The organism is Variovorax sp. GW823-FHT02B07 (genome assembly GCF_058797695.1).
On record NZ_JBXAJX010000004.1, the window covers coordinates 161,422 to 181,932 of the forward strand.

Consider the following 20,511-nt stretch of genomic DNA (forward strand, 5'->3'; position numbering starts at 1 on the left):
GAAAAAGGGCACCCATGAAGGCGCCCCGAGGGGTCACTGCATTCTGCCGCGCGGCGCTACATCCCGCGCCAGCGCCTCAGTCCCACGCCGGCGACAGCCCTTGCGGATCGGTCAGCCGCTCGCCCCGGTCGAGCGCGGCGATCTGCGCCATCTCGGCCTCGGTCAGCGTCAGCTGCTGCGCCTTCAGGTTGCTTTCGAGGTTCGCGCGCTTTGTCGACGACGGAATCACCGCGTAGCCCAGCTGCATCGCCCAGGCCAGCACCACCTGCGCGGGCGTGGCGCCGTGCGCCGTGGCAATGGCGCCGATCACCGGGTCGTTCAGCACCTTGCCGTAGGCCAGCGTCATGTACGAGGTGATGCGGATGCCCTGGCTCTGCGCGAAGGCCGCCACCTTGCGGTTCTGCAGGTAGGGGTGCAGCTCGATCTGGTTCGTGGCAATGGCCGGCGCGCCCACGGCGGCGATGGCTTCCTGCATCAGCGCGATGTTGAAGTTCGACACGCCGATCTGCTTCGTGAGCCCCAGCGCCTTGGCCTCGGCCAGCGCGCCCATGAACTCCGCCACCAGCACGGCGTTGGCCGGCGAGGGCCAGTGGATCAGCGTCAGGTCCACATGGTCTGTGCGCAGCTTGGCGAGGCTGTCTTTCAGGCTGGGCACCAGCTTGTTCTTCGCGTAGTGGTCGGTCCAGATCTTGGTGGTGATGAACAGGTCGTTGCGGGCCACGCCGCTTTCGGCAATCGCCTGGCCCACCTCGGCTTCGTTGCCGTAGATCTGCGCCGTGTCGAGCGTGCGGTAGCCCAGGTCGAGGCCGTTCTTCACCGAGTCGATCACCACCTGGCCCTGCAGGCGGAAGGTGCCGAGGCCGAAGGCGGGAATGGGGGTGTGGATGTTCGTGGTCATGGCGTGTGTGTGCCTTGTGTTCAAAGAAAGAAAGAAAAAGAAGAGAAGGGAAGAGGAAAGCTCAGTGCCCGACCGGCACCGGCCCCGAGGCGCGCACCGGAATGCCGGCACGGCGGTCGAGCGAGCCGCTCCACTGCGTGAGGGCCAGCGACACCAGCACCACCAGCGCGCCGATCCAGGGCGTATGCATCAGCCCGAGGTGCGTCACGATCAGGCCGCCGGCCCAGGCCGCGCCGGCAATGCCCAGGTTGAAGGCCGCGATGTTCAGGCCCGAGGCCACGTCCACCGCCTGCGGCGTGAAGCGTTCGGCCTGCTTCACCACGTACACCTGCAGTCCCGGCACGTTGCCGAACGCCACCGCGCCCCACATCAGCACCGCCACCAGCGCCAGCCACTTGTGCGGCGCCGCGAAGTTGAAGACCAGCAGCACGGCCGCCAGCAGCGCAAAGATGATCTTCAGCGCCGGAATCGGGCCCATGCGGTCGGCCAGCTTGCCGCCCCAGATGTTGCCCACCGCCACCGAGATGCCGTACACCAGCATCACCCAGCCCACCGCGCCGGCGCTGAAGCCCGACACGTCGGTGAGGATCGGCGCCAGGAACGTGAACGGAATGAACGAGCCGCCGTAGCCGATGGCCGTCTTGGCATACACCAGCAGCAGGCGCGGCTCGGCCAGCACCTTGGCTTGTTGCGCCAGCGAGGCCGGCGGCGTGTGGCGGATGTTGCCCGGCACGAAGATCCAGCTGCCGATGAAGGCGATCACGCCCAGCGCCGACACCGCCAGGAAAGTCTCGCGCCAGCCGAAGTGCTGCCCGATGAACGTGCCCAGCGGCACGCCCGTGACCAGCGCCACCGTGAGGCCCGTGAACATGATCGCGATGGCGCTCGCCGCCTTTTCTTTCGGCACCAGGCCGGTGGCAATCGTCGAGCCGATCGAGAAGAACACCCCGTGCGCCAGCCCCGTGAGCACGCGGGCGGCAATCAGCGATTCATAGCTGGGCGCCTGCCAGGCCAGCAGGTTGCCGACCGTGAAGAGCGCCATCAGCCCGAGCAGCAGCGCCTTGCGCGGCAGCTTGCCCGTGAGGGCCGTGAGCACCGGCGCGCCAATGGCAACGCCCAGCGCATAGAGGCTGACCAAGAGGCCCGCCGAGGGAAGGCCGATGCCGAGGTCGGCGGCGACGGTGGGAATGAGGCCAACGATGACGAACTCGGTCGTTCCGATGGCGAAGGCGCTGAGGGTCAGCGCGAGTAAGGCGATTGGCATGAGAGCACTCCTTGTGGGATGGGAGGAGTGTCTGGCGATTGCCTTTGCAGATTAAGAGGGTATGGAGAAGAAGATAGTTGCCTCATAAGCAAGTATCTGGCGAATGCGTAGCGGGAAAAAAGAGCGGAATAACGCTACATATAGTGGGTTGCAATCAGAAAATGCACTAGATATAGTGTGGCACTGGATGGAAAGACAGTCTATGCAACTGACCGCTGATTCTCCGCAGACCCTCATCGATCGCCCTCAGACATTCGAGGAGATGAGTGTGCGTGAGAGCTTTCAGGCCCCAATCGACCATACCCAACATGTCCTAAAGGCGGTGCTGTCCGAGTACCACTTCCAAAGACAAGTCCTGTGTGGTCTCAAGGCTTGCAGGACACCTCACAACCACGGGTTCCTAGTCATCACAGAAAGCGGGATTGAAACCAACATCGGTCAGTACTGTGGTCGTACGCATTTTGGCGAAGAGATTTTTCATACGCTTCAGGCGGACCATCAACGACTTAGGGAGCGCGCAGACCTTGTAAGGCGAGCAAGGGAGCTGCAGGCCTTAGTTCCTTCTATCGAGGCTCGCATCAATGCTTTTATGCACACCAACAAGTTCGGGGCGAAGTGGCTTACTAAAGTCAGAGCGGGGCTGTACGCACTGATTGGCTCCTCACTCGAATCGTTGGAGGCCGTTCAGCAGCGTGGAGACTTCACAGTCAAGGAATATCGACAGCGGACCGAGGCGGAAATTGAGAATTTGATGGCGGCCACCAAAGGACTAACTAGGGCCGCTGCGCGGGACGCGACAGCGATTGTTGGCGCACTTGAGCCAATGCCGTGGATCATGTTCGATTGCCGTGGCCGACTCATAACGAATTTGTTGGAACCGCTTCTTGCTTTTGCGGCGCTGGACCCAGATCGAATCCCATCGCCGAAGCTCAAGGGCACGCTGAAATTCCTCGATGGTCACGCTCGAACGTTGGATGAGGCCGATGCCGCAGCGGCGTCTGCGCTGCGATTCCTCACGGATAACAACCTGCGCCTACTTGCTCTTTGGCTTCCCCCGCACCTCGCGACGAAAGCGAATGCCCTGCGAGATTGGATTGGGAGCGATGCGCACGCGATGCTATTGAAGGGGCTCGCGTAGGTTCAATTTTTTTAGCCTAGGACTGTGCTGCGATTTACAGTTCTTGCGCTTTTAGAAAAATTGAATCGCCGAAAAATGTTCGAATATTCACGAAAGACTTGCAATGTCTTTTTCTAGGCTTCGCGTCGCACGACGTATTAGTCGATGAAACACGGCATTGATCTCTGAATCCGGAAAGTCATCAATTTTTTGCCCTATTCCAATTAGAAATTTTTTCATCTTGGATGTGTTCAAAGAGTCGTAATTGGGAATGTATAGATGACTTTCTTTGTCAGTTCTCTTGGATTCGTAAAAGGCTTTTAATGTGCGCTTTGGATTCGGAGGGGTTGAAATTCCAAATCTCTTGAGCAGCATAAGGATGGTGTTGTCTATTCGGCGAAGAACACTAAGGTCGTTAATTTGGGAGTAGTAAAAAACCCACCCAAATCGCTGATTTTTATAAATGCATCCGGTAATTTTTAGATTCAAGGCCCATCTAAATCTTGCGAACGCGGTTTCCTTTTCAGAGGCGTTTTTGGCGTTTCTGATGCGATGTTTGTAGTCCGAAAAAACATCTACCAATGAGCCCTCGAAGCCAAGAATGCTATTTCTTCGAATTGAAACGGTTTTTGGTCTTAATGAGTATCCTAGAAATTCTAGTCCGTCAGATATTTTTCCAATTTTTGTTTTTGATCCAATTGCGTCGAGAGGGTGCGGGTTTAACTTGTGTTTTCGCAAAATCTTGCAAATCTCTGTATGCGCTGTGCCCGCGTTCGAATCAGTAAGAATGATGATGTCGTCGACGAATCTTAGGAAGACTGGAGCAATTTTCCGAATTTTTTCGTCGACGTCGAGCATGAAGATTTCTGCAAGAACATTCGATATGGAAAGGCCTTGTGCAACTCCTTTGGCAACAGGGTCTTGATTTTTTGTGCTGGTCTCGGATACGGTTGGATTTTTTATTGCATCACTGATCAGTTTACGAAAAGGCTCAATCCGAATTCTTCTTCTTAATTTGGAAACTAGTATTCTGTGATCGATAGATGGATAAAAATCCCGAAGATCGATCTTGATGAAGTGAGTGTATTTTCCCGAATCGATGGCCTTGCGAAGCTCTTCAATTTTCTCTTGGGGTAGAGCAGGTTTTGATTCTGGAAAAATGGTAAACAAGTACTGGCAAATAATCTTCAACGTTAGTCTATCCCTAATAGTGGGTATAGAGAGCTGCCTGGGGGGCTTGCCAAAGCCTTTTGAAATCAGCTTTTCTTTGTACTTCGTGAATTTGTATGTGCCCGCTAATGCCTTTTGAGATATTAGCGAGATCTCTGTTGCGTTTTTTGCGGCAAAGTTATTTGAATCAACTCGATCAAGCCCTATTGCTCTAGTTCCCAGAACTTTGGTGCTGTAGACGGCTTCAATGGCCGCCTCGGAAAAAAAATCCCGGAATTTTTTTGCGGCGCTGATCTTAGCCAATTTGATTCCAAAAAACAGAGAGCGGGAGAAGGTAGAGGAAAAGAACCCCCCCAACTCTTGCTGAGCATGTCAAGAGTGCCAGTGCCCAATCCCACCAAGTTGGTTTTCTAGATGTCAAGCCTGCACGATTGAAGACCCGAAAATAACGATCATCATAAGAAGTATGATTTTCGCACTCTGACAAGAGTTTTGCGTAGAGCTCTGGCTTCTGGTTGGGGTCAATAATTCCCAATTTTAATTCGTCGTGGAATTTTTTCAGTGCGATATGATTGGCCCGCATTTGGAGAGCTCTTCCCCGATAATCACGGCTTGCAACAAGTAGTGAAATGGATAAGAGTCCAACGGACAAGACAGCTGTATAAATATCTGTGTCAGGGCCGGCAAATTTTTCGTAGCGCAGCGCAACGATGCTGGCAGCTGATGAAATTATCGCGTACCAAACAAGCAATATTTGGGAGTGAAGATCGTTATTCTTGAGGCGTAGCTCGGCAGCGATCCGCGCCTTGAACGTAAACCAAATGTCGTCTAAATTCATATGGTGGAGGGACGAGAATTGGAAAGTAAGTAAATCGCCCTTTGCAGGACCAGAGGCTTTCACCTCAACAGGAAATTCCCGTTTGTCATCAGATTCGCCGTCTAGGACAGCTGCGTGAACCCGTCCCCCCGAAGCGAAATGTTACATGATTGACGCGAGCCGAGGAGCGCGGTCAAACACCGCCAATCTTTGCGTATCTTCGATGCAACACATTCGGGTTGGACCTAGGCCGCTCATATTGATGCGCTCAGGTCTGCAGTTGGCGAAGCCTCCTGGATATACTGCCGCCGTCGCGCAAGAAACGCGATCGGGTTTGGAAGCCCGCTAAAACCCCTGCGACGAAAGCCGCAGGACCCGCACATGGTCTGCGGCTTTTTCGTTCGCGCTGCTTTTTAGGCGGCTCGGACGGGAGGGCGCGAGCCCTGCCGGTTTCTCTACAAGGGGTTTTCCGGTCTTCCAACCCGTTCGAGCTGCCGCCATCGTTTGGAAGCGGGGGCGTCGGTTGTGGCAAACCAAAATCCCTTCGGAGGCCGCACATGGCTGAATCTCCATCCGCCTCGGCGCGATCTAGCGCCCGTCCCACTTCTCCGTCTTCCGAGCTTGACGATCTCGCCACCCAAACCTGCGACGACGTCAACAAGCTCAATGAAGTAATGCGCGCCTACACCGCTCTAGAAAAGCTCGTAGACACCAGCGCCCTGAACGACAGCGAAGAGCTCGCCCCCACCCGCACCGAACTGAGCGCCTTGCTGCGCCTGCTCAACGAAGCGTTGATGACCCGCATCGCCACCGTCAACGCGACAGCCGGCGCCGTACGCGATGCGCTGCAAGCGCACCCCTCGCTCAAGCCGGCCTAGCGCCCAGCGACCGGCGTGAAGCCTTTGCCTCACGACCGGCCCGCACCCCTCAAGCCGCCTTCGTCTCCGGCAACACCGCCGTCAACGCAAAGTCCACCAGCATCAGCCAGGTCTCTTCGAGCCCGGTGATGTTGTGGTGGTCCGAGTTCGACACGGTCTGCACGCTCACGGGCGTGGGCCAGGCGGCGATGAGTTTTTCGGAGCGTTCGTGGGGCACCACGTCGTCCTTCGCGGCGAGCAGCACCTGCGTCTTGGCGGCGACTTCCTTGCTGTGCTCGATGGAGTTGAAGCGGTGGCGCAGCAACAGCGACAGCGGCACGAGCGGAAAGCGCTTCTTGGCGACTTCGAGCAGCGAGTCGTAGGGGGTGATGAGCTGCAGGCTCGCAAACTCTTGTCGCGCCACGAGCTGGATGGCCACGCCGGTGCCCAGGCTGCGGCCCACCACGTGCAGGCGCGCCTGCGGAAAGGCGCGGCGCAGGTGGCTGGCGAACTGGGCGGCGTCGGCCACGGAGGCGATTTCCGAAGGCGCGCCTTGCGAGTCGGCCACGCCCCGGTAGTTGAGTGCCGCAAAGCCGAAGCCCTCGGGCAGCCAGTGCAGCATCTGCGCGGTGGCGCGCACGTCTTCGCCGCGGCCGGCGAAGTAGATGAACAGGTCCTGCAGCGCGTCTTCGCCCTGCGGGTGGTACACGTAGCCGCGCACCATGCCGCCGGGCACGGGGTGCGAGTAGGTCGAGAAGTCGTCCGACAGATGCACCACGGGCAGCTTGCGGGCGTTGAAAAGAATGTGGCCCTGGCGCGTGGCGAGCAGGGTCCAGTAGGCGGCCAGGCTGCCGATGGCGGCGGCCGAGGCCGACAGGGCAATGCGGGCAATCTTGGCTTGGGTGTTCTTCTGCAAATCAGGGCTCCCGAGAAAGTGGCGGCGTGGCATCGCAAGGGCAGGGCCCGGCCGATGCACAACGCGCAAGGGGCGTAGTTTCACCGCGTTCGCGAGGCGGTGCGTTGCGAGGTGTATGGCCGTGGCGCGCGGCGCGCCGGCCGGGGGCTGAAGATAATCCCCGCATGATCGCCATCGACTGCTACTACAGCCTTTCCTCGCCCTGGGCCTACCTCGGCGGCCCGCAACTGCAAGACATCGTGCGCCGCCACCATGTGCAGCTCACGCTCAAGCCCTACGACTTCCAGGCGGTGGTGCCGCAGACTGGCGGCATTCCGCTGAAGACGCGCCCCGAGCCGCGCCGCACGTACCACGCGCTGGAGCTGTCGCGCTGGCGCGAATACCTCGGCATGCCGATGAACCTGGAGCCCGCGCACTACCCGAAGGGCGCGCCGACCGACCCGAACTGGAACAAGTACCCCGGCTGGATGGTGATCGCCGCCCAGCTGCAGGGCCTCGACGCGCAGCCGCTGTCGCACGCGCTGCTGCGCGCGCTGTGGGCCGAGGAGCGCGACACGGCGCAGGCCGCGGTGCGCATCGCGATCGCCGATGAAAACGGCTACGACGGCGCGGCGCTGCAGGCGCTGGAGCAGTCGGCCGAGGTGCTGGCCGTGTATCGCGCCAACAGCGCCGACGCGGTGGACGCGGGCGTGTTCGGCGCGCCCACGTTCATCCTGAACGGCGAGCGCTTCTGGGGACAAGACCGGTTGGCGTTTCTCGACCGGGCGCTCGACAAGCTGCGCGCCGGCGGCTGAGCGACAAGCTCTCTTTTTTCTTCAGAGGAACGAGCGCGGCAGCAGCGCGGGCACGAGCGTGCGGTGCAGCCGCTCGCGCCACCAGCGCAGCGCCTGGCCCTGCGCGCCGGTTTTCCACGCGAGCCAGAAGGCCTCGGGTGCGCGCGGTTCCTCGGTCGGCAGTTCGACCAGCGTGCCGCGCGCCAGCTCGTCGGTGATGCAGGCGCGCGGCAGGAAGCCGTGGCCCAGCCCGGCGACCTGGCAGGCGACCTTGGCGGCCATCGACGGCACGGTGATGCGCGGCTGGCCGGCCATGAGGCCGACGGTGCGGTCCGACAGGGTGCGCGCGGTGTCGCCGACGACGATGGCGTTGCAGTCGATGAGGTCGCCGCGCTGCACGGGGCGCTTCAGCCGCGTGAGCGGGTGGGTGGGCGCGACGCAGAAGGCGAACGCCAGGCTGCCCACGGCCACGGCCTGGTGGCCGCCGCCGGCCGGGCCTTCGCCTGCGGCCACGACGATGTCGGCGCGGCCCTCGCGCAGCGCCTCCCAGCTGCCGGTGAGCGCCTCGCAGCCGATGCGCAGCCGCGTGCCGCAGCGCAGGTCTTCGAAGGCGCGGATGTCGTCCATGAAGGCCTGCGTGGGAATGAGCGAGTCGTGCACCAGCCGCAGCTCTGATTCATAGCCGGTGGCAATCTGCCGCATGCGCGATTCGAGGTCGCTCGCGGCGCCGAGCAGCCAGCGGCCTTCCTTGAGCATTTCTTCGCCGGCGGCGGTGAGGGTCACGCGCGGGCCGTTGCGCTCGAACAGCAGCATGCCCAGCTGCTCTTCGAGCTTGCCCACGGCGTAGGAGATGGTGGAGGGCACCTTGTTCAGCCGCGCGGCGGCGGCGGCAAAGGAGCCGTGGCGCGCGATGGCGTCGACGACCTCGATGGCTTCCAGGGTGAGCTTGAGCACGGGGCGTTCCTCGCAGGAAAAAAGGAATGATCGAAAACTTCGATCATTGATGGTGAAAAGTTTCGTCGATGGGGCCCTGCGCGCACCGGATGATTCAGCCCACGCCAAGGAGATTCCCTCTGAAAGCGATTGTGAACCGAATCGAATGTCCACGCACCCAACTTTGCCGAAGGAGCCTTTCATGACCGTCCAAGCCACCCCCACCGCCGGCGCCAAGCTGCTCACCCCCACCGACCACACGCTGGTGATGATCGACTTCCAGTCGCAGATGGCCTTTGCCACGCACTCGATCGACGCCGTCAACCTGCGCAACAACGCCGCGCTGGTGGCGCAGGCGGCGGCCGGCTTCAAGGTGTCGACCATCCTCACGACGGTGGCCGAGAAGAGCTTTTCGGGCCCGATGTTCAGCGAGATCACCGACGCCTTCCCCGGCCAGAAGATGCTGGACCGCACCTCGATGAACACCTGGGAAGACGCCGCCGTGATCGAGCGCGTGAACGCCATCGGCAAGCCGCGCATCGTGCTGGCCGGCCTGTGGACCAGCGTGTGCATCGTGGGCCCGGCGCTGTCGGCGCTGGACCAGGGCTTCGAGGTGTACGTGATTGCCGACGCCTGCGGCGACGTGTCCACCGAGGCGCACAACCGCGCGATGGAGCGCATGGTGCAGGCCGGCGCGCAGCCGATGACCTCGCTGCAGTACCTGCTGGAGCTGCAGCGCGACTGGGCGCGTGGCGACACCTACGAGTTGACGACCGGTATTGCGAAGAAGGTGGGCGGCGCCTACGGTCTGGGCGTGACGTACGCCAAGACGATGTTCGGCGCCCACGAGGGTTGAGCGCAGAGCACCCGGAAGGCCGACCGACCATGAAGACCTATGTCGTTTCCCTCGCGCTCGGCCTGCTGGTCGGCGTGATCTACGCGCTCTTCCAGGTGCGCTCGCCGGCGCCGCCGGTGATCGCCCTGGTGGGCCTCTTGGGCATCCTGCTCGGCGAGCAGATCCCGCCGCTGGTGCGGCAGGTGTTCGACCGGCCGGCCGCCACCTCGTGGCTGCATGACCAGGTCAAGCCGCATGTGTTCGGCGCGCTGCCGACCTGCGCGCAGCCCGGGGCGGTGAAGTCCGCCGCCGCCGGCAGCCGCCCGTCCGAGCGGAGCGACGCATGAACGCCCCCGACCCGCAACGCCGCCACTTCCTGGGCGCCCTCGGCGCCTTTGCAGCCACCTCCCTCGCACCCGCATCCACCATGGCCACCACCCAGACCCCCGACCTCATCCTGCGCAACGGCCGCTTCACCACGCTGGACCGTGCCAACCCCACGGCCGACGCGGTGGCCATCAAGGACGGCCGCTTCACCCGCGTGGGCCGCGCCGAAGACGTGCTGCCGCTGGCCGGCAGCCAGACCCGCGTGATCGACCTGCAAGGCCAGCGCGTGCTGCCGGGCCTCATCGACAACCACCTGCACATCATTCGCGGGGGCCTGAACTACAACATGGAGCTGCGCTGGGACGGCGTGAAGAGCCTGGCCGATGCCATGGGCATGCTCAAGCGCCAGGTGGCGATCACGCCCGCGCCGCAGTGGGTGCGCGTGGTGGGCGGCTTCACCGAGCACCAGTTCGTCGAGAAGCGCCTGCCGACCCTGGCCGAGCTGAACGCGGTGGCGCCCGACACGCCGGTGTTCATCCTGCACCTGTACGACCGCGCGCTGCTCAACGGCGCCGCGCTGCGCGCCGTGGGCTACACCAAGGACACGCCCGCGCCGCCCGGCGGCGAGATCGTGCGCGACAGCGCCGGCAACCCCACGGGCCTGCTGCTGGCCAAGCCGAACGCGGCCATCCTGTACGCCACGCTGGCCAAGGGGCCGAAGCTGCCCTTCGACTACCAGCTCAATTCCACGCGCCACTTCATGCGCGAGCTCAACCGCCTGGGCGTGACCGGCGCCATCGACGCGGGCGGCGGCAACCAGAACTACCCCGACGACTACGAGGTGATCCAGAAGCTGCACGACGACGGGCAGCTCACGATCCGCCTGGCCTACAACCTCTTCACGCAGAAGCCCAAGGCCGAGAAGGACGACTTCCTGAACTGGACCGCGACGTCCAAGTACAAGCAGGGCGACGACTACTTCCGCCACAACGGCGCGGGCGAGATGCTGGTGTTCTCGGCGGCCGACTTCGAAGACTTCCGCCAGCCGCGCCCCGACATGGCGCCCGAGATGGAGGGCGACCTCGAAGGCGTGGTGCGCATCCTGGCGCAGAACCGCTGGCCGTGGCGCATGCACGCGACCTACGACGAAACCATCAGCCGTTCGCTCGACGTGTTCGAGAAGGTCAACAAGGACACGCCGCTGGCCGGCCTGAACTGGTTTTTCGACCATGCCGAGACGATTTCCGAGAAGTCGATGGACCGCATCGCCGCGCTCGGCGGCGGCGTGGCGGTGCAGCACCGCATGGCCTACCAGGGCGAGTATTTCGTGGAGCGCTACGGCCCCGGCGCGGCCGAGGCCACGCCGCCGGTCAAGAAGATGCTGGAGCGCGGCCTGAAGGTGTCGGCCGGCACCGACGCGACGCGCGTGGCCTCGTACAACCCGTGGGTGTCGCTGTCGTGGCTGGTCACGGGCAAGACGGTGGGCGGCATGCAGCTGTACCCGCAGCGCAACTGCCTGGACCGCGAGGCCGCGCTGCGCATGTGGACCGAGAACGTCACCTGGTTCTCGAACGAGGAGGGCAAGAAGGGCCGCATCCAGGAAGGCCAGCTGGCCGACCTGGTGGTGCCCGACCGCGACTTCTTCGCCTGCGCCGAATCGGAGATTGCCGACACCACGGCGCTGCTCACGATGGTGGGCGGCAAGGTGGTCTACGGCGCCGGCCCGTTCGCCGCGCACGACGAAGGCGGCCTGCCGCCCGCCATGCCCGACTGGTCGCCCGCGCGCACCTTCGGCGGCTATGCGGGCTGGGCCGACACGGCCGAGGGCGCGCCGCTGCAGAAGGTGATGCGCAACGCCGCGATGTCGTGCGCCTGCGCCAACGACTGCAACGTGCACGGCCACAGCCACGCGACGGCCTGGAGCAGCAAGCTGCCCATCGCCGACCTGAAGAGCTTCTGGGGCGCGCTGGGTTGCGCCTGCTGGGCGGTGTGATGAAGGCCATGCACTGGACCCTGTCGCCCGCCGTGCGCTGGATCGCCTTGCTGCTGCTGTGCGCGGCCTACCTGCAGGGCGGCCTGAACAAGGCGCTGGACTTCAACGCCGCCATCGCCGAGATGAACCACTTCGGCCTGGCGCCGGCCGGCCCGCTGGCCGTGGCGGTGATCGTGCTGGAGCTGGGCGCCGCGGCGCTCATCCTCATCGGCTTCTGGCGCTGGCTCGGCGCGCTCGCGCTGGGCGGCTTCACGCTCATGGCGACTTTCGTCGCGCTGCGTTTCTGGGAGATGCCGCTGGGGCAGGAACGCTTCATGGCGGCCAACGCCTTCTTCGAACACCTGGGCCTGGTCGGCGGCTTCCTGCTCGTCGCCTGGCTCGACCTCAAGGAGCGCCACGATGACTGAGCCCCAAGCCAAAGCCGCCGGCGCCTTCGCGCCGCTGCGCCAGCCGGTCTTCGCCGTGCTGTGGGCCGCCACGGTGCTGGGCAACATCGGCAGCTTCATGCGCGACGTGGCCAGCTCGTGGCTGGTGACCGACCTGTCGGCCAGCCCGACGGCGGTGGCGCTGATCCAGACGGCGGCGACGCTGCCGATCTTCCTGCTGGCGATTCCGGCGGGGGTGCTGTCGGACATCCTCGACCGCCGGCGCTTCCTGATCTTCGTGCAGGTGCTGCTGGCCGCGGTGAGCGGCACGCTGCTGGTGCTCTCGCACACGGGCACGCTCACGGTCGAGTACCTGATCGCGCTGACCTTCGTGGGCGGCATCGGCGCGGCGCTCATGGGGCCGACCTGGCAGTCGATCGTGCCGGAGCTGGTGCCGCGCAGCGAGCTCAAGGGCGCGGTGGCGCTGAACTCGCTGGGCATCAACATCGCGCGCTCCATCGGGCCGGCGGCGGGCGGGCTGATCCTGGCGAGCTTCGGCGCGGCCGCCACCTACGGGCTGGACGTGCTGAGCTACGTGTTCGTGATCGCGGCGCTCTTGTGGTGGAAGCGCCCGGCGGCGGTCGACAGCGGGCTGTCCGAGAACTTCTTCGGCGCCTTCCGCGCGGGCCTGCGCTACACGCGGGCCAGCAAGGAGCTGCATGTGGTGCTGCTGCGTGCGGCGGTGTTCTTCCTGTTCGCCAGCTCGGTGTGGGCGCTGCTGCCGCTGGTGGCGCGCCAGATGCTCGGCGGCACGGCGAGCTTCTACGGCATCCTGCTGGGCGCCGTGGGCGCGGGCGCCATCGGCGGCGCGCTGGTGATGCCGCGGCTGCGTGCGCGGCTCGATGCCGACGGCATGCTGCTGCTGGCCTCGCTGCTCACGGCCGCGGTGATGGGCGCCCTGGTGTTCGCGCCGCCGCAGTGGCTGGCGGTGCCGATGCTGGGCGTGCTCGGCCTGGGCTGGATCATTGCGCTGACCACGCTCAACGGGGTGGCGCAGTCGATCCTGCCGAACTGGGTGCGTGGGCGTGGGCTGGCCGTGTACCTCACGGTGTTCAACGGCGCCATGGCCGCCGGCAGCCTGGGCTGGGGCCTGGTGGCGCAGCAGATCGGCGTGCCGGCCACGCTGGTGGCGGGCGCCGTGGGGCTGGTGGTGATGGGGCTGGTGTTCCACCGCGTGCGGCTGCCCGCCGGCGAGGCCGACCTGCAGGCCTCGAACCACTGGCCCGAGCCGCTGCTGGCCGAGCCGGTGGCGCACGACCGCGGGCCCGTGATGATCCAGGTCGAGTACCGCATCCGCAAGGAAGACCGGCCGGCGTTCCTCGATGCGATGAAGCGCCTGTCGCTCGAGCGCCGCCGCGACGGCGCCTACGCCTGGGGCGTGCACGAGCACACGGCCGACGCCGAGCGCGTGATGGAGTGGTTCCTCGTGGAGTCGTGGGCCGAGCACCTGCGCCAGCACCACCGCGTGTCGCACGCCGATGCCGACCTGCAGGCCGAGGCGCTGCGCTTTCACATCGGCCCGGGCAAGCCCGAGGTGCATCACTTCCTGGCGCTCTGAGCGGCCGGATTCTTTCTCTTTCCCTTTCACCCTTTCGTCCATCTCAAGGAAAAACCATGACCACACTGACCCTTCGCGACGGCACCGAGCTCTATTACAAGGACTGGGGCAGCGGCCAGCCCATCGTCTTCAGCCACGGCTGGCCGCTGAGCGCCGACATGTGGGACGCCCAGATGCTGTTCTTCGCCGAGCGCGGCTACCGCGTCATCGCGTTCGACCGCCGCGGTTTCGGCCGCTCCAGCCAGCCCTGGACCGGCTACGACTACGACACCTTCGCCGATGACATCGCCGAGCTGATCGAAAAGCTCGACCTGAAAAACGTGATCCTGGCGGGCTTCTCGATGGGCGGCGGCGACGTCACGCGCTACATCGCGCGCAAGGGCAGCGCGCGCGTGGCCAAGCTGGCGCTCATCAGCGCGGTGACGCCGCTGTTCATGAAGACGCCCGACCATCCCGTGGGCCCCGAGGCGTCGCTCTTCGCGGGCATCCGCGCCGGGCTGGCCGCCGACCGGGCGCAGTTCATCGACGACTTCAGCACGCTGTTCTACGGCACCAACCGCCCGGGCGCGAAGGTGTCGCAGGGCGTGTTCAAGCAGACGCTGCAGATCGCGCTGCAGGCCTCGATCAAGGCCACCATCGACTGCGTGACGGCGTTCTCCGAGACCGACTTCCGCCCCGACATGGCGAAGATCGACGTGCCCACGCTGGTGATCCATGGCGACGACGACCAGGTCGTTCCCTTCGAGGCCACGGGCAAGCTGGCGGCCGAAATGATCCAGGGCAGCCAGCTCAAGCTGTACGCCGGCGCGCCGCACGCCACCTGCACCACGCACGTGGCGCAGGTCAACGCCGACCTGCTGGCGTTCATCCAGGGCTGAGGCCGGGTGTGTCGAAAGGGCCGCGTCCGGCGGCCCTTCCGGCGCGAAGGGCGGCGCCGGTGGCGATAATCCGGCGATGCGAATCCGCTTTACCAAGATGCAGGGAGCCGGCAACGATTTCGTCGTGCTGGACGAAACGCGCGGCACGCTGGGCCTCAGCGCCGCGCAGTACCGCTTCCTGGCCGACCGTCATTTCGGCGTCGGCGCCGACCAGATCCTCACGGTGCGCCCGTCGCCCGCTGCAGGCATCGACTTCCAGTACGTGATCCACAACGCCGACGGCGGCGAGGTGGAGCAGTGCGGCAACGGGGCGCGCTGCTTCATGCGCTTCGTGAGCGAGCACGGCCTGACCGAGAAGAAAGACGTGCGCGTGCAGACGCTGGCCGGCGTGATCGAACCCCGCATGGGCGACGACGGCCGCGTGACGGTCGACATGGGCGCCCCGGTCTTCGAACCGGCGCGCGTGCCCTTCGACACGGCCGGGCTCGACCCGCAGCACGAAGGCGCGTGGCAGACCTGGCACCTGGCGCTGGGCACCCGGGCCGGCAGCGCTATCGTTTCGGTAGCGGTGCTGTCGATGGGCAACCCGCACGCGGTGCAGGTGGTCGACAACGTCGACACCGCGCCGGTGGCCGAGCAGGGCCCGCAGATCGAGCACCACCCGCGTTTTCCGCAGCGCGTGAACGCCGGTTTCATGCAGGTGGTCGACCGCACCCACATCAAGCTGCGGGTGTTCGAGCGCGGCGCCGGCGAAACGCTGGCCTGCGGCACGGGCGCCTGCGCGGCCGTGGTGGCAGGCATTCGCCTGGGGCTGCTGGATTCCCGCGTCGACGTGCAGACGCACGGCGGCATTCTCACGATCGAGTGGCAGGGCGACGGCCGGCCGGTGCTCATGACAGGACCGGCCACGACGGTGTTCGAGGGCGAGATCGACGTGCCCGACATTTCGGAACAGCCATGACCCAATTCACCCACGACAACAACGCCATGAACCCGATCACCGAAGACGACATCGCGAACTACCTGTCGAACACCCCCGACTTCTTCGAGCGCCACGCCCAGCTGCTGGCGCAGGTGCAGCTCACCAGCCCGCACGGCAACCGCGCCGTGAGCCTGCAGGAGCGCCAGGCCGAGATGCTGCGCGAGAAGATCAAGGCGCTGGAGCACCGCCTGATGGACATGGTGCGCCACGGCACCGAAAACGTGGTCATCGCCGACCGCCTGCAGCGCTGGACCAAGGGCCTGCTGACCACGCGCGACCCGCGCAGCCTGCCGTACCGCATCGCGGTCGACCTGCAGTCGCTGTTCCTGGTGCCGCAAACGGCCATCAAGGTGTGGGACTGCGGCACCGAGTACCTGAACGAAGCCTATGCCCAGTGGGTGAGCGACGACGTGAAGGCGCTGGCCACTTCGCTCACTTCGCCGTACTGCGGGCTCAACGCGGGCTTCGAGGCGGCCAACTGGCTGCCCGAGCCGCAGGGTGCCGCCTCGATCGCGCTGATTCCGCTGCGCCCCGACGCCGAGTCGCCGGCCTTCGGCCTGCTGGTGCTGGCCTCGCCGGACGCGCAGCGCTTCAACGCCGAAATGGGCACGGACTTTCTCGAGCGCATCGCCGAGCTGTCGTCGGGCGCGCTGTCGCGGCTGCGCCCTTGAGCCGTTCCGCGCGAAGCGGGTGGCGCCGCCGGCCTTGGCTGACCGGCCTGTGCGTGGTCTTGCTGGCCGGCGTGCTGACGTATGTCGCCATCGCGGGCGTGATCTGGCAGCGTGCCGAGGCCGCACTGGCCGGCCCGATGCCGCGCGCGGCCGACGTGGCGCTGGTGCTGGGCAACCGCGCCTACCTCGACGGCAAGCCCAACCCCTGCCTCACAGGCCGGGTCGACCAGGGCATCGTGCTGGCGCGCGCCGGTCGCGTGCAGACGCTGGTGTTCTCGGGCGGTGTCGACGTGGAAGACGGCCGCATCGAGGCCGAGGTGATGCGCGACCACGCCACGGCCGAGGGCTACACGGGGCCGATGGTGCTGGAGTCGGTGTCGTCGTCCACGCGCGCCAACCTGTCGCTGTCGCGCACGGTGCTGGAGGCCAACGGCGTGCGCAGCGTGATCATCGTGTCGGAGCCGTACCACCTGTGGCGCATCGAACGCCTGGTGCGTGCCAGCGGCTTCGACCAGGCCTTCGACGTGCAGTACGCCGCCGCGCCCACCTCGTGCTGGCGCCGTTGGGGCATGCTGTTCAAGGGCGCATTGCGTGAGCCGGCGGCCATCGTGAACAATGCGTCGCTGGGCTATCTGTTCTAGTTCCAGCTAGCGGGCCCGGGCGCCGCACGGAGCACGACGACATGGAATGGATCGACAAATACCTCGAACACGTGCGCGTGGAGCGTCGGCTCGCGCCGCGCACGGTCGAGCTGTATGCCTTCCATCTGCGCGCGCTGACCGACCACGCCGCCGAGGCCAGCCTGCCGCTGGACCGTGTGCAGACGGCCCACATCCGCCGCTGGATGGCGCAGCTGCACAGCGCCGGGCGCGAGCCGCGCGGCATTGCGCTGGTGCTGTCGTGCTGGCGCAGCTTCTACCGCTGGCTCGGCCATGAAGGGCTGATCGGCTTCAACCCGGTGCAGGACGTGCACGCGCCCAAGGCGGGCCGGCCGCTGCCGAAGGCGCTGGGCGTGGACGACGCGGTGCGCCTGGCCGAGCTGTACGACCCCGAGGCCGATCCCTGGACCGAAGCGCGCGACGGCGCCATCGTCGAAATGCTCTATGGCTGCGGCTTGCGAGTGAGCGAGCTCACGGGGCTCGACGCCCAGGCCAGCGCCTCGGCGCTCGGCTGGGTCGACCTCGACGCCATGGAAGCCCACGTGCTCGGCAAGGGCAGCAAGCGGCGCAGCGTGCCGGTGGGCAGCAAGGCGGCCGAGGCGCTGCGCGACTGGCTCGCGGTGCGCGGCGAGCGCCAGGAGCCGGCGCTGTTCGTCAGTGCGCGCGGCGCGCGCATGTCGTCGCAGGCCGTGTGGAAGCTGCTGCGCGAGCGCAGCCTGAAGGCCGGCCTGGCCGCGCCGGTGCATCCGCACATGCTGCGCCACTCGTTCGCGAGCCACGTGCTGCAGTCGAGCAGCGACCTGCGCGCGGTGCAGGAGCTGCTGGGCCATGCCAACATCGCGACCACGCAGGTCTACACGCGGCTGGATTTCCAGCACCTGGCCAAGGTCTACGACGCGGCGCATCCGCGCGCCAAGGCCCGGTCGGACAAGGACGGCAGGTAGCCACGGCCCGTCGCCTGCATCGTTTTCTTTCGTCTTTCATTTCTTCTTTCATTCATCTCCCATGAAAACCCTCCGCCTCAAGCCGGGCAAGGAGCGCTCGCTCCAACGCCGCCATCCCTGGGTCTTCGAATCCGCCATTGCGCGCGGCGGCGCGGACTCGGGGGAAACGGTGCGCGTGGAGTCGCACGACGGCCACTTTCTCGCGTGGGCGGCCTTCGGCCCCACCTCCAAGATCCGGGCACGGGCCTGGAGCTTTGACGAGAAGCAGCGCATCGACGCTGCTTTTTTTTCCACGGTCTGTGCGCGCGCGGTGCATGCGCGGGGCCTCTTCGACCTGCAGAGCGACGGCGTGCGGCTGGTGCACGGCGAGGCCGACGGCCTGCCGGGGCTGATCGTCGACCGCTATGGCGACACGCTGGTGGCGCAGTTCCTGTCGGCCGGCGTGGAGCGCTGGAAAGACGTGCTGGCCGACGCGCTGCTCAAGGCCACGGGGCTCACCAAGCTCTATGAACGCTCCGACGCCAGCGGCCGCGAGCGCGAGGGCCTGAAGCCCGTCACGGGCTGGCTGCGCGGCGAAGGCCCGACCCAGATCACCATCCGCGAGCACGGCTGGCAGCTGTCGCTGGACATCGCGACCGGCCACAAGACCGGCTTCTACCTCGACCAGCGCGACAGCCGCCAGCGCTTTGCCGAGCTGGCGCAGCACCGGCGCTTTCGGCGCGTGCTCAACTGCTTCTGCTACACGGGCGGCTTCACCGTGGCCGCGCTCGCGGGCCTGAAGGCGGCCGGGGCGCTCGAGGGTGCCTCGCTGGTGTCGGTCGATTCGTCGCAGCCCGCGCTCGAGCGGGCCCGCGCGCACCTCGCGCTGAACGGCTTCGAGGGGCAGGGCATCGCCACGGAGTTTCTCGATGCCAACGTGAACACGGTGCTGCGCGAGTTCATCGACCAGGGCCGCACCTTCGACGCGATCGTGCTCGACCCGCCCAAGTTCGCGCCCACGGTGGCGCACGCCGAGCGCGCCGCGCGGGCCTACAAGGACATCAACCGCCTGGCGCTCAAGTTGCTGGAGCCGGGCGGCGTGCTGCTCACGTTCTCCTGCTCGGGCGGCATCAGCGCCGACCTGTTCCACAAGATCGTGGCCTCGGCCGGGCTCGACGCGGGCGTGGACGGTTACATCGCCGAACGCCTGGGCGCCGCGCCCGACCACCCGATGACCATCGAGTTTCCGGAAGGGGAGTACCTGAAGGGGCTGGTGGTGGTGAGAAAGCCCCTGTGAACGAGGGCTTGACCCCGTCGGCAACGCAACTCAGTGGCATTGGCTAAACTGCCCGCCAATCCCCCGCCTTTTTCTGTTTTCCGTTTCCGGAGCACTTTTCCATGGCCCTCATTCCCGCGACCATCCTGACCGGCTTTCTCGGCTCGGGCAAAACCACGCTGCTCAAGCGCATCCTGACCGAGGCCCACGGCCAGAAGATCGCGGTCATCGAGAACGAGTTCGGTGAAGAGAACATCGACAGCGACATCCTTGTGACCGAGTCGAAGGAGCAGATCGTGCAGATGAGCAACGGCTGCGTGTGCTGCACCATCCGCGAAGACCTGCGCGAAGCACTGCAACTGCTGGCCGCCAAGAAGCGCCAGGGCCTGCTCGATTTCGACCGCGTGGTGATCGAGACCACCGGCCTGGCCGACCCCGGCCCCGTGGCGCAGACCTTCTTCATGGACGACGAGATCGCCGAGAGCTACCTGCTCGACTCGATCCTGACGCTGGTCGATGCCAAGCACGCGCCGCAGCAGCTCAACGACCGCCAGGAAGCGCGCCGCCAGGTGGGCTTTGCCGACCAGATCTTCATCAGCAAGAGCGAGCTGGTGTCGGCCGAAGAGACCGATGCGCTCATTCACCGCCTGAAGCACATGAACCCGCGCGCGCCGCAGCAGAAGGCGCACTTCGGCGACGTGCCGCTGAAGGACATCTTCGACCTGCGCGGCTTCAACCTGAACGCCAAGCTGGACATCGACCCCGACTTCCTGAAGGAAGACGACCACGACCATCACGACCATGACCACGCGCATGGCGAGGCGTGCGACCACCCCTCGCACAAGCACGAAGGGCACGGTCACCATCACCACACCGATGACGACGTGAAGAGCTTCGTCTACAAGGCCGACCGCGCCTTCGACCCGGCCAAGCTCGAAGACTTCCTGGGCGCCATCGTGAACATCTACGGCCCGCGCATGCTGCGCTACAAGGGCGTGCTGAACATGAAGGGCACCGAGCGCAAGGTGATCTTCCAGGGCGTGCACCAGCTGATGGGCAGCGACCTGGGCCCGGAGTGGGGCAAGGACGAGGCGCGCCAGAGCCGCATGGTGTTCATCGGCATCGAGCTGCCGCGCGAGATCCTGGAGCAGGGGCTGGAGCAGTGCCTGGTCTGAGCACGCGCGCCTGAGGCGAACAAATAAAAACGGCGCTGGCCTCGCGGTCAGCGCCGTTTTTCAT

The 20,511-nt window shown here is 65.2% G+C and carries 21 protein-coding genes; 15 read left to right on the plus strand and 6 right to left on the minus strand.

Annotation, left to right across the window (positions count from 1 at the left end):
• Positions 1 to 76: 76 nt before the first annotated feature.
• Together dkgB and AC1RGU_RS21605 are read right to left on the minus strand one after the other, a co-directional pair.
• The gene (gene dkgB, locus AC1RGU_RS21600; protein ID WP_492698096.1) at positions 77 to 898 is read right to left on the minus strand and encodes a 2,5-didehydrogluconate reductase DkgB; all 822 of its coding nucleotides are present in this window, start codon (positions 896 to 898) and stop codon (positions 77 to 79) included.
• Positions 899 to 959: 61 nt separating this feature from the next.
• Positions 960 to 2,162 carry an MFS transporter gene (locus tag AC1RGU_RS21605; protein ID WP_159278578.1) on the minus strand — a complete coding sequence of 401 codons (1,203 nt, stop codon included), beginning with the start codon at positions 2,160 to 2,162 and terminating at the stop codon, positions 960 to 962.
• Between the two features lie 202 nt (positions 2,163 to 2,364).
• On the opposite strand from AC1RGU_RS21605, the gene AC1RGU_RS21610 reads away from it, so the two are divergent.
• Positions 2,365 to 3,300 (plus strand): hypothetical protein, encoded by a 936-nt coding sequence (locus tag AC1RGU_RS21610; protein ID WP_492698093.1) that lies wholly within the window; start codon positions 2,365 to 2,367, stop codon positions 3,298 to 3,300.
• Between the two features lie 87 nt (positions 3,301 to 3,387).
• Here the strand turns inward: AC1RGU_RS21610 and AC1RGU_RS21615 are convergent, their stop codons facing one another.
• Both AC1RGU_RS21615 and AC1RGU_RS21620 read right to left on the minus strand, forming a co-directional pair.
• Positions 3,388 to 4,752: a reverse transcriptase domain-containing protein gene (locus AC1RGU_RS21615; RefSeq protein WP_492698091.1), complete on the minus strand. Its 1,365-nt coding sequence runs from the start codon at positions 4,750 to 4,752 to the stop codon at positions 3,388 to 3,390.
• Positions 4,745 to 5,287 carry an SLATT domain-containing protein gene (locus AC1RGU_RS21620; protein WP_492698089.1) on the minus strand — a complete coding sequence of 181 codons (543 nt, stop codon included), beginning with the start codon at positions 5,285 to 5,287 and terminating at the stop codon, positions 4,745 to 4,747. The genes AC1RGU_RS21615 and AC1RGU_RS21620 overlap by 8 nt, the downstream gene beginning before the upstream one ends.
• Before the next feature lie 536 nt (positions 5,288 to 5,823).
• Between AC1RGU_RS21620 and AC1RGU_RS21625 the strand changes: the two genes are divergently transcribed.
• Positions 5,824 to 6,144, plus strand: a complete 321-nt coding sequence (locus tag AC1RGU_RS21625) for a hypothetical protein (RefSeq protein WP_492698087.1) — start codon at positions 5,824 to 5,826, stop codon at positions 6,142 to 6,144.
• Positions 6,145 to 6,193: 49 nt separating this feature from the next.
• Here AC1RGU_RS21625 and AC1RGU_RS21630 read toward each other — a convergent pair whose 3' ends face one another.
• Positions 6,194 to 7,039 (minus strand): alpha/beta hydrolase, encoded by an 846-nt coding sequence (locus AC1RGU_RS21630; RefSeq protein ID WP_235944225.1) that lies wholly within the window; start codon positions 7,037 to 7,039, stop codon positions 6,194 to 6,196.
• Between the two features lie 164 nt (positions 7,040 to 7,203).
• Here AC1RGU_RS21630 and AC1RGU_RS21635 point away from each other — a divergent pair, with 164 nt between their 5' ends.
• Positions 7,204 to 7,833 carry a 2-hydroxychromene-2-carboxylate isomerase gene (locus AC1RGU_RS21635; protein ID WP_492698085.1) on the plus strand — a complete coding sequence of 210 codons (630 nt, stop codon included), beginning with the start codon at positions 7,204 to 7,206 and terminating at the stop codon, positions 7,831 to 7,833.
• A 21-nt stretch (positions 7,834 to 7,854) separates the two neighbouring features.
• Here AC1RGU_RS21635 and AC1RGU_RS21640 read toward each other — a convergent pair whose 3' ends face one another.
• A complete protein-coding gene (locus AC1RGU_RS21640; protein ID WP_056575757.1) occupies positions 7,855 to 8,766 on the minus strand; it encodes a LysR family transcriptional regulator in 912 nt (303 codons plus the stop codon).
• Positions 8,767 to 8,947: 181 nt separating this feature from the next.
• On the opposite strand from AC1RGU_RS21640, the gene AC1RGU_RS21645 reads away from it, so the two are divergent.
• The 12 genes from AC1RGU_RS21645 (at position 8,948) to AC1RGU_RS21700 (ending at position 20,447) form a co-directional block, all read left to right on the plus strand.
• Positions 8,948 to 9,601: a hydrolase gene (locus tag AC1RGU_RS21645; RefSeq protein ID WP_062474264.1), complete on the plus strand. Its 654-nt coding sequence runs from the start codon at positions 8,948 to 8,950 to the stop codon at positions 9,599 to 9,601.
• A 29-nt stretch (positions 9,602 to 9,630) separates the two neighbouring features.
• Positions 9,631 to 9,927 (plus strand): DUF1427 family protein, encoded by a 297-nt coding sequence (locus AC1RGU_RS21650; protein ID WP_492679211.1) that lies wholly within the window; start codon positions 9,631 to 9,633, stop codon positions 9,925 to 9,927.
• Between the two features lie 80 nt (positions 9,928 to 10,007).
• The gene (locus AC1RGU_RS21655; RefSeq protein WP_492698288.1) at positions 10,008 to 11,900 is read left to right on the plus strand and encodes an amidohydrolase; all 1,893 of its coding nucleotides are present in this window, start codon (positions 10,008 to 10,010) and stop codon (positions 11,898 to 11,900) included.
• Positions 11,901 to 11,908: 8 nt separating this feature from the next.
• The gene (locus AC1RGU_RS21660; protein WP_492698083.1) at positions 11,909 to 12,307 is read left to right on the plus strand and encodes a DoxX family protein; all 399 of its coding nucleotides are present in this window, start codon (positions 11,909 to 11,911) and stop codon (positions 12,305 to 12,307) included.
• The gene (locus AC1RGU_RS21665) at positions 12,300 to 13,883 is read left to right on the plus strand and encodes an MFS transporter (protein WP_070060141.1); all 1,584 of its coding nucleotides are present in this window, start codon (positions 12,300 to 12,302) and stop codon (positions 13,881 to 13,883) included. Before AC1RGU_RS21660 ends, AC1RGU_RS21665 begins: the two co-directional genes overlap by 8 nt.
• Before the next feature lie 56 nt (positions 13,884 to 13,939).
• Positions 13,940 to 14,761, plus strand: a complete 822-nt coding sequence (locus tag AC1RGU_RS21670) for an alpha/beta fold hydrolase (protein WP_492698081.1) — start codon at positions 13,940 to 13,942, stop codon at positions 14,759 to 14,761.
• 76 nt (positions 14,762 to 14,837) lie between these two features.
• Entirely contained in the window at positions 14,838 to 15,722 is an 885-nt protein-coding gene (dapF, locus tag AC1RGU_RS21675) for a diaminopimelate epimerase (protein ID WP_492698079.1), read from the plus strand.
• A complete protein-coding gene (locus AC1RGU_RS21680; protein ID WP_062474254.1) occupies positions 15,719 to 16,414 on the plus strand; it encodes a DUF484 family protein in 696 nt (231 codons plus the stop codon). The genes dapF and AC1RGU_RS21680 overlap by 4 nt, the downstream gene beginning before the upstream one ends.
• On the plus strand, positions 16,411 to 17,055 hold the full coding sequence (locus AC1RGU_RS21685) for a YdcF family protein (RefSeq protein WP_223301294.1): 645 nt from the start codon (positions 16,411 to 16,413) through the stop codon (positions 17,053 to 17,055). Before AC1RGU_RS21680 ends, AC1RGU_RS21685 begins: the two co-directional genes overlap by 4 nt.
• Positions 17,056 to 17,096: 41 nt before the next feature.
• On the plus strand, positions 17,097 to 18,017 hold the full coding sequence (locus AC1RGU_RS21690; protein ID WP_492698076.1) for a tyrosine recombinase XerC: 921 nt from the start codon (positions 17,097 to 17,099) through the stop codon (positions 18,015 to 18,017).
• A gap of 61 nt (positions 18,018 to 18,078) precedes the next feature.
• On the plus strand, positions 18,079 to 19,293 hold the full coding sequence (locus AC1RGU_RS21695; RefSeq protein WP_139702994.1) for a class I SAM-dependent rRNA methyltransferase: 1,215 nt from the start codon (positions 18,079 to 18,081) through the stop codon (positions 19,291 to 19,293).
• A 101-nt stretch (positions 19,294 to 19,394) separates the two neighbouring features.
• Entirely contained in the window at positions 19,395 to 20,447 is a 1,053-nt protein-coding gene (locus AC1RGU_RS21700) for a CobW family GTP-binding protein (RefSeq protein WP_062474247.1), read from the plus strand.
• Positions 20,448 to 20,511: the final 64 nt, after the last annotated feature.

What these genes read in the sequence shown, in the direction of transcription:
- AC1RGU_RS21620 (WP_492698089.1), bottom strand. Translation starts at nt 5,287, where the DNA reads ATGAATTTAGACGACATTTGGTTTACGTTCAAGGCGCGGATCGCTGCC.
- AC1RGU_RS21665 (WP_070060141.1), top strand. Translation starts at nt 12,300, where the DNA reads ATGACTGAGCCCCAAGCCAAAGCCGCCGGCGCCTTCGCGCCGCTGCGC.
- AC1RGU_RS21700 (WP_062474247.1), top strand. Translation starts at nt 19,395, where the DNA reads ATGGCCCTCATTCCCGCGACCATCCTGACCGGCTTTCTCGGCTCGGGC.
- dkgB (WP_492698096.1), bottom strand. Translation starts at nt 898, where the DNA reads ATGACCACGAACATCCACACCCCCATTCCCGCCTTCGGCCTCGGCACC.
- AC1RGU_RS21610 (WP_492698093.1), top strand. Translation starts at nt 2,365, where the DNA reads ATGCAACTGACCGCTGATTCTCCGCAGACCCTCATCGATCGCCCTCAG.
- AC1RGU_RS21670 (WP_492698081.1), top strand. Translation starts at nt 13,940, where the DNA reads ATGACCACACTGACCCTTCGCGACGGCACCGAGCTCTATTACAAGGAC.
- AC1RGU_RS21655 (WP_492698288.1), top strand. Translation starts at nt 10,008, where the DNA reads ATGGCCACCACCCAGACCCCCGACCTCATCCTGCGCAACGGCCGCTTC.
- AC1RGU_RS21645 (WP_062474264.1), top strand. Translation starts at nt 8,948, where the DNA reads ATGACCGTCCAAGCCACCCCCACCGCCGGCGCCAAGCTGCTCACCCCC.
- AC1RGU_RS21680 (WP_062474254.1), top strand. Translation starts at nt 15,719, where the DNA reads ATGACCCAATTCACCCACGACAACAACGCCATGAACCCGATCACCGAA.
- AC1RGU_RS21650 (WP_492679211.1), top strand. Translation starts at nt 9,631, where the DNA reads ATGAAGACCTATGTCGTTTCCCTCGCGCTCGGCCTGCTGGTCGGCGTG.
- AC1RGU_RS21695 (WP_139702994.1), top strand. Translation starts at nt 18,079, where the DNA reads ATGAAAACCCTCCGCCTCAAGCCGGGCAAGGAGCGCTCGCTCCAACGC.
- AC1RGU_RS21625 (WP_492698087.1), top strand. Translation starts at nt 5,824, where the DNA reads ATGGCTGAATCTCCATCCGCCTCGGCGCGATCTAGCGCCCGTCCCACT.
- AC1RGU_RS21690 (WP_492698076.1), top strand. Translation starts at nt 17,097, where the DNA reads ATGGAATGGATCGACAAATACCTCGAACACGTGCGCGTGGAGCGTCGG.
- dapF (WP_492698079.1), top strand. Translation starts at nt 14,838, where the DNA reads ATGCGAATCCGCTTTACCAAGATGCAGGGAGCCGGCAACGATTTCGTC.
- AC1RGU_RS21635 (WP_492698085.1), top strand. Translation starts at nt 7,204, where the DNA reads ATGATCGCCATCGACTGCTACTACAGCCTTTCCTCGCCCTGGGCCTAC.
- AC1RGU_RS21660 (WP_492698083.1), top strand. Translation starts at nt 11,909, where the DNA reads ATGCACTGGACCCTGTCGCCCGCCGTGCGCTGGATCGCCTTGCTGCTG.
- AC1RGU_RS21605 (WP_159278578.1), bottom strand. Translation starts at nt 2,162, where the DNA reads ATGCCAATCGCCTTACTCGCGCTGACCCTCAGCGCCTTCGCCATCGGA.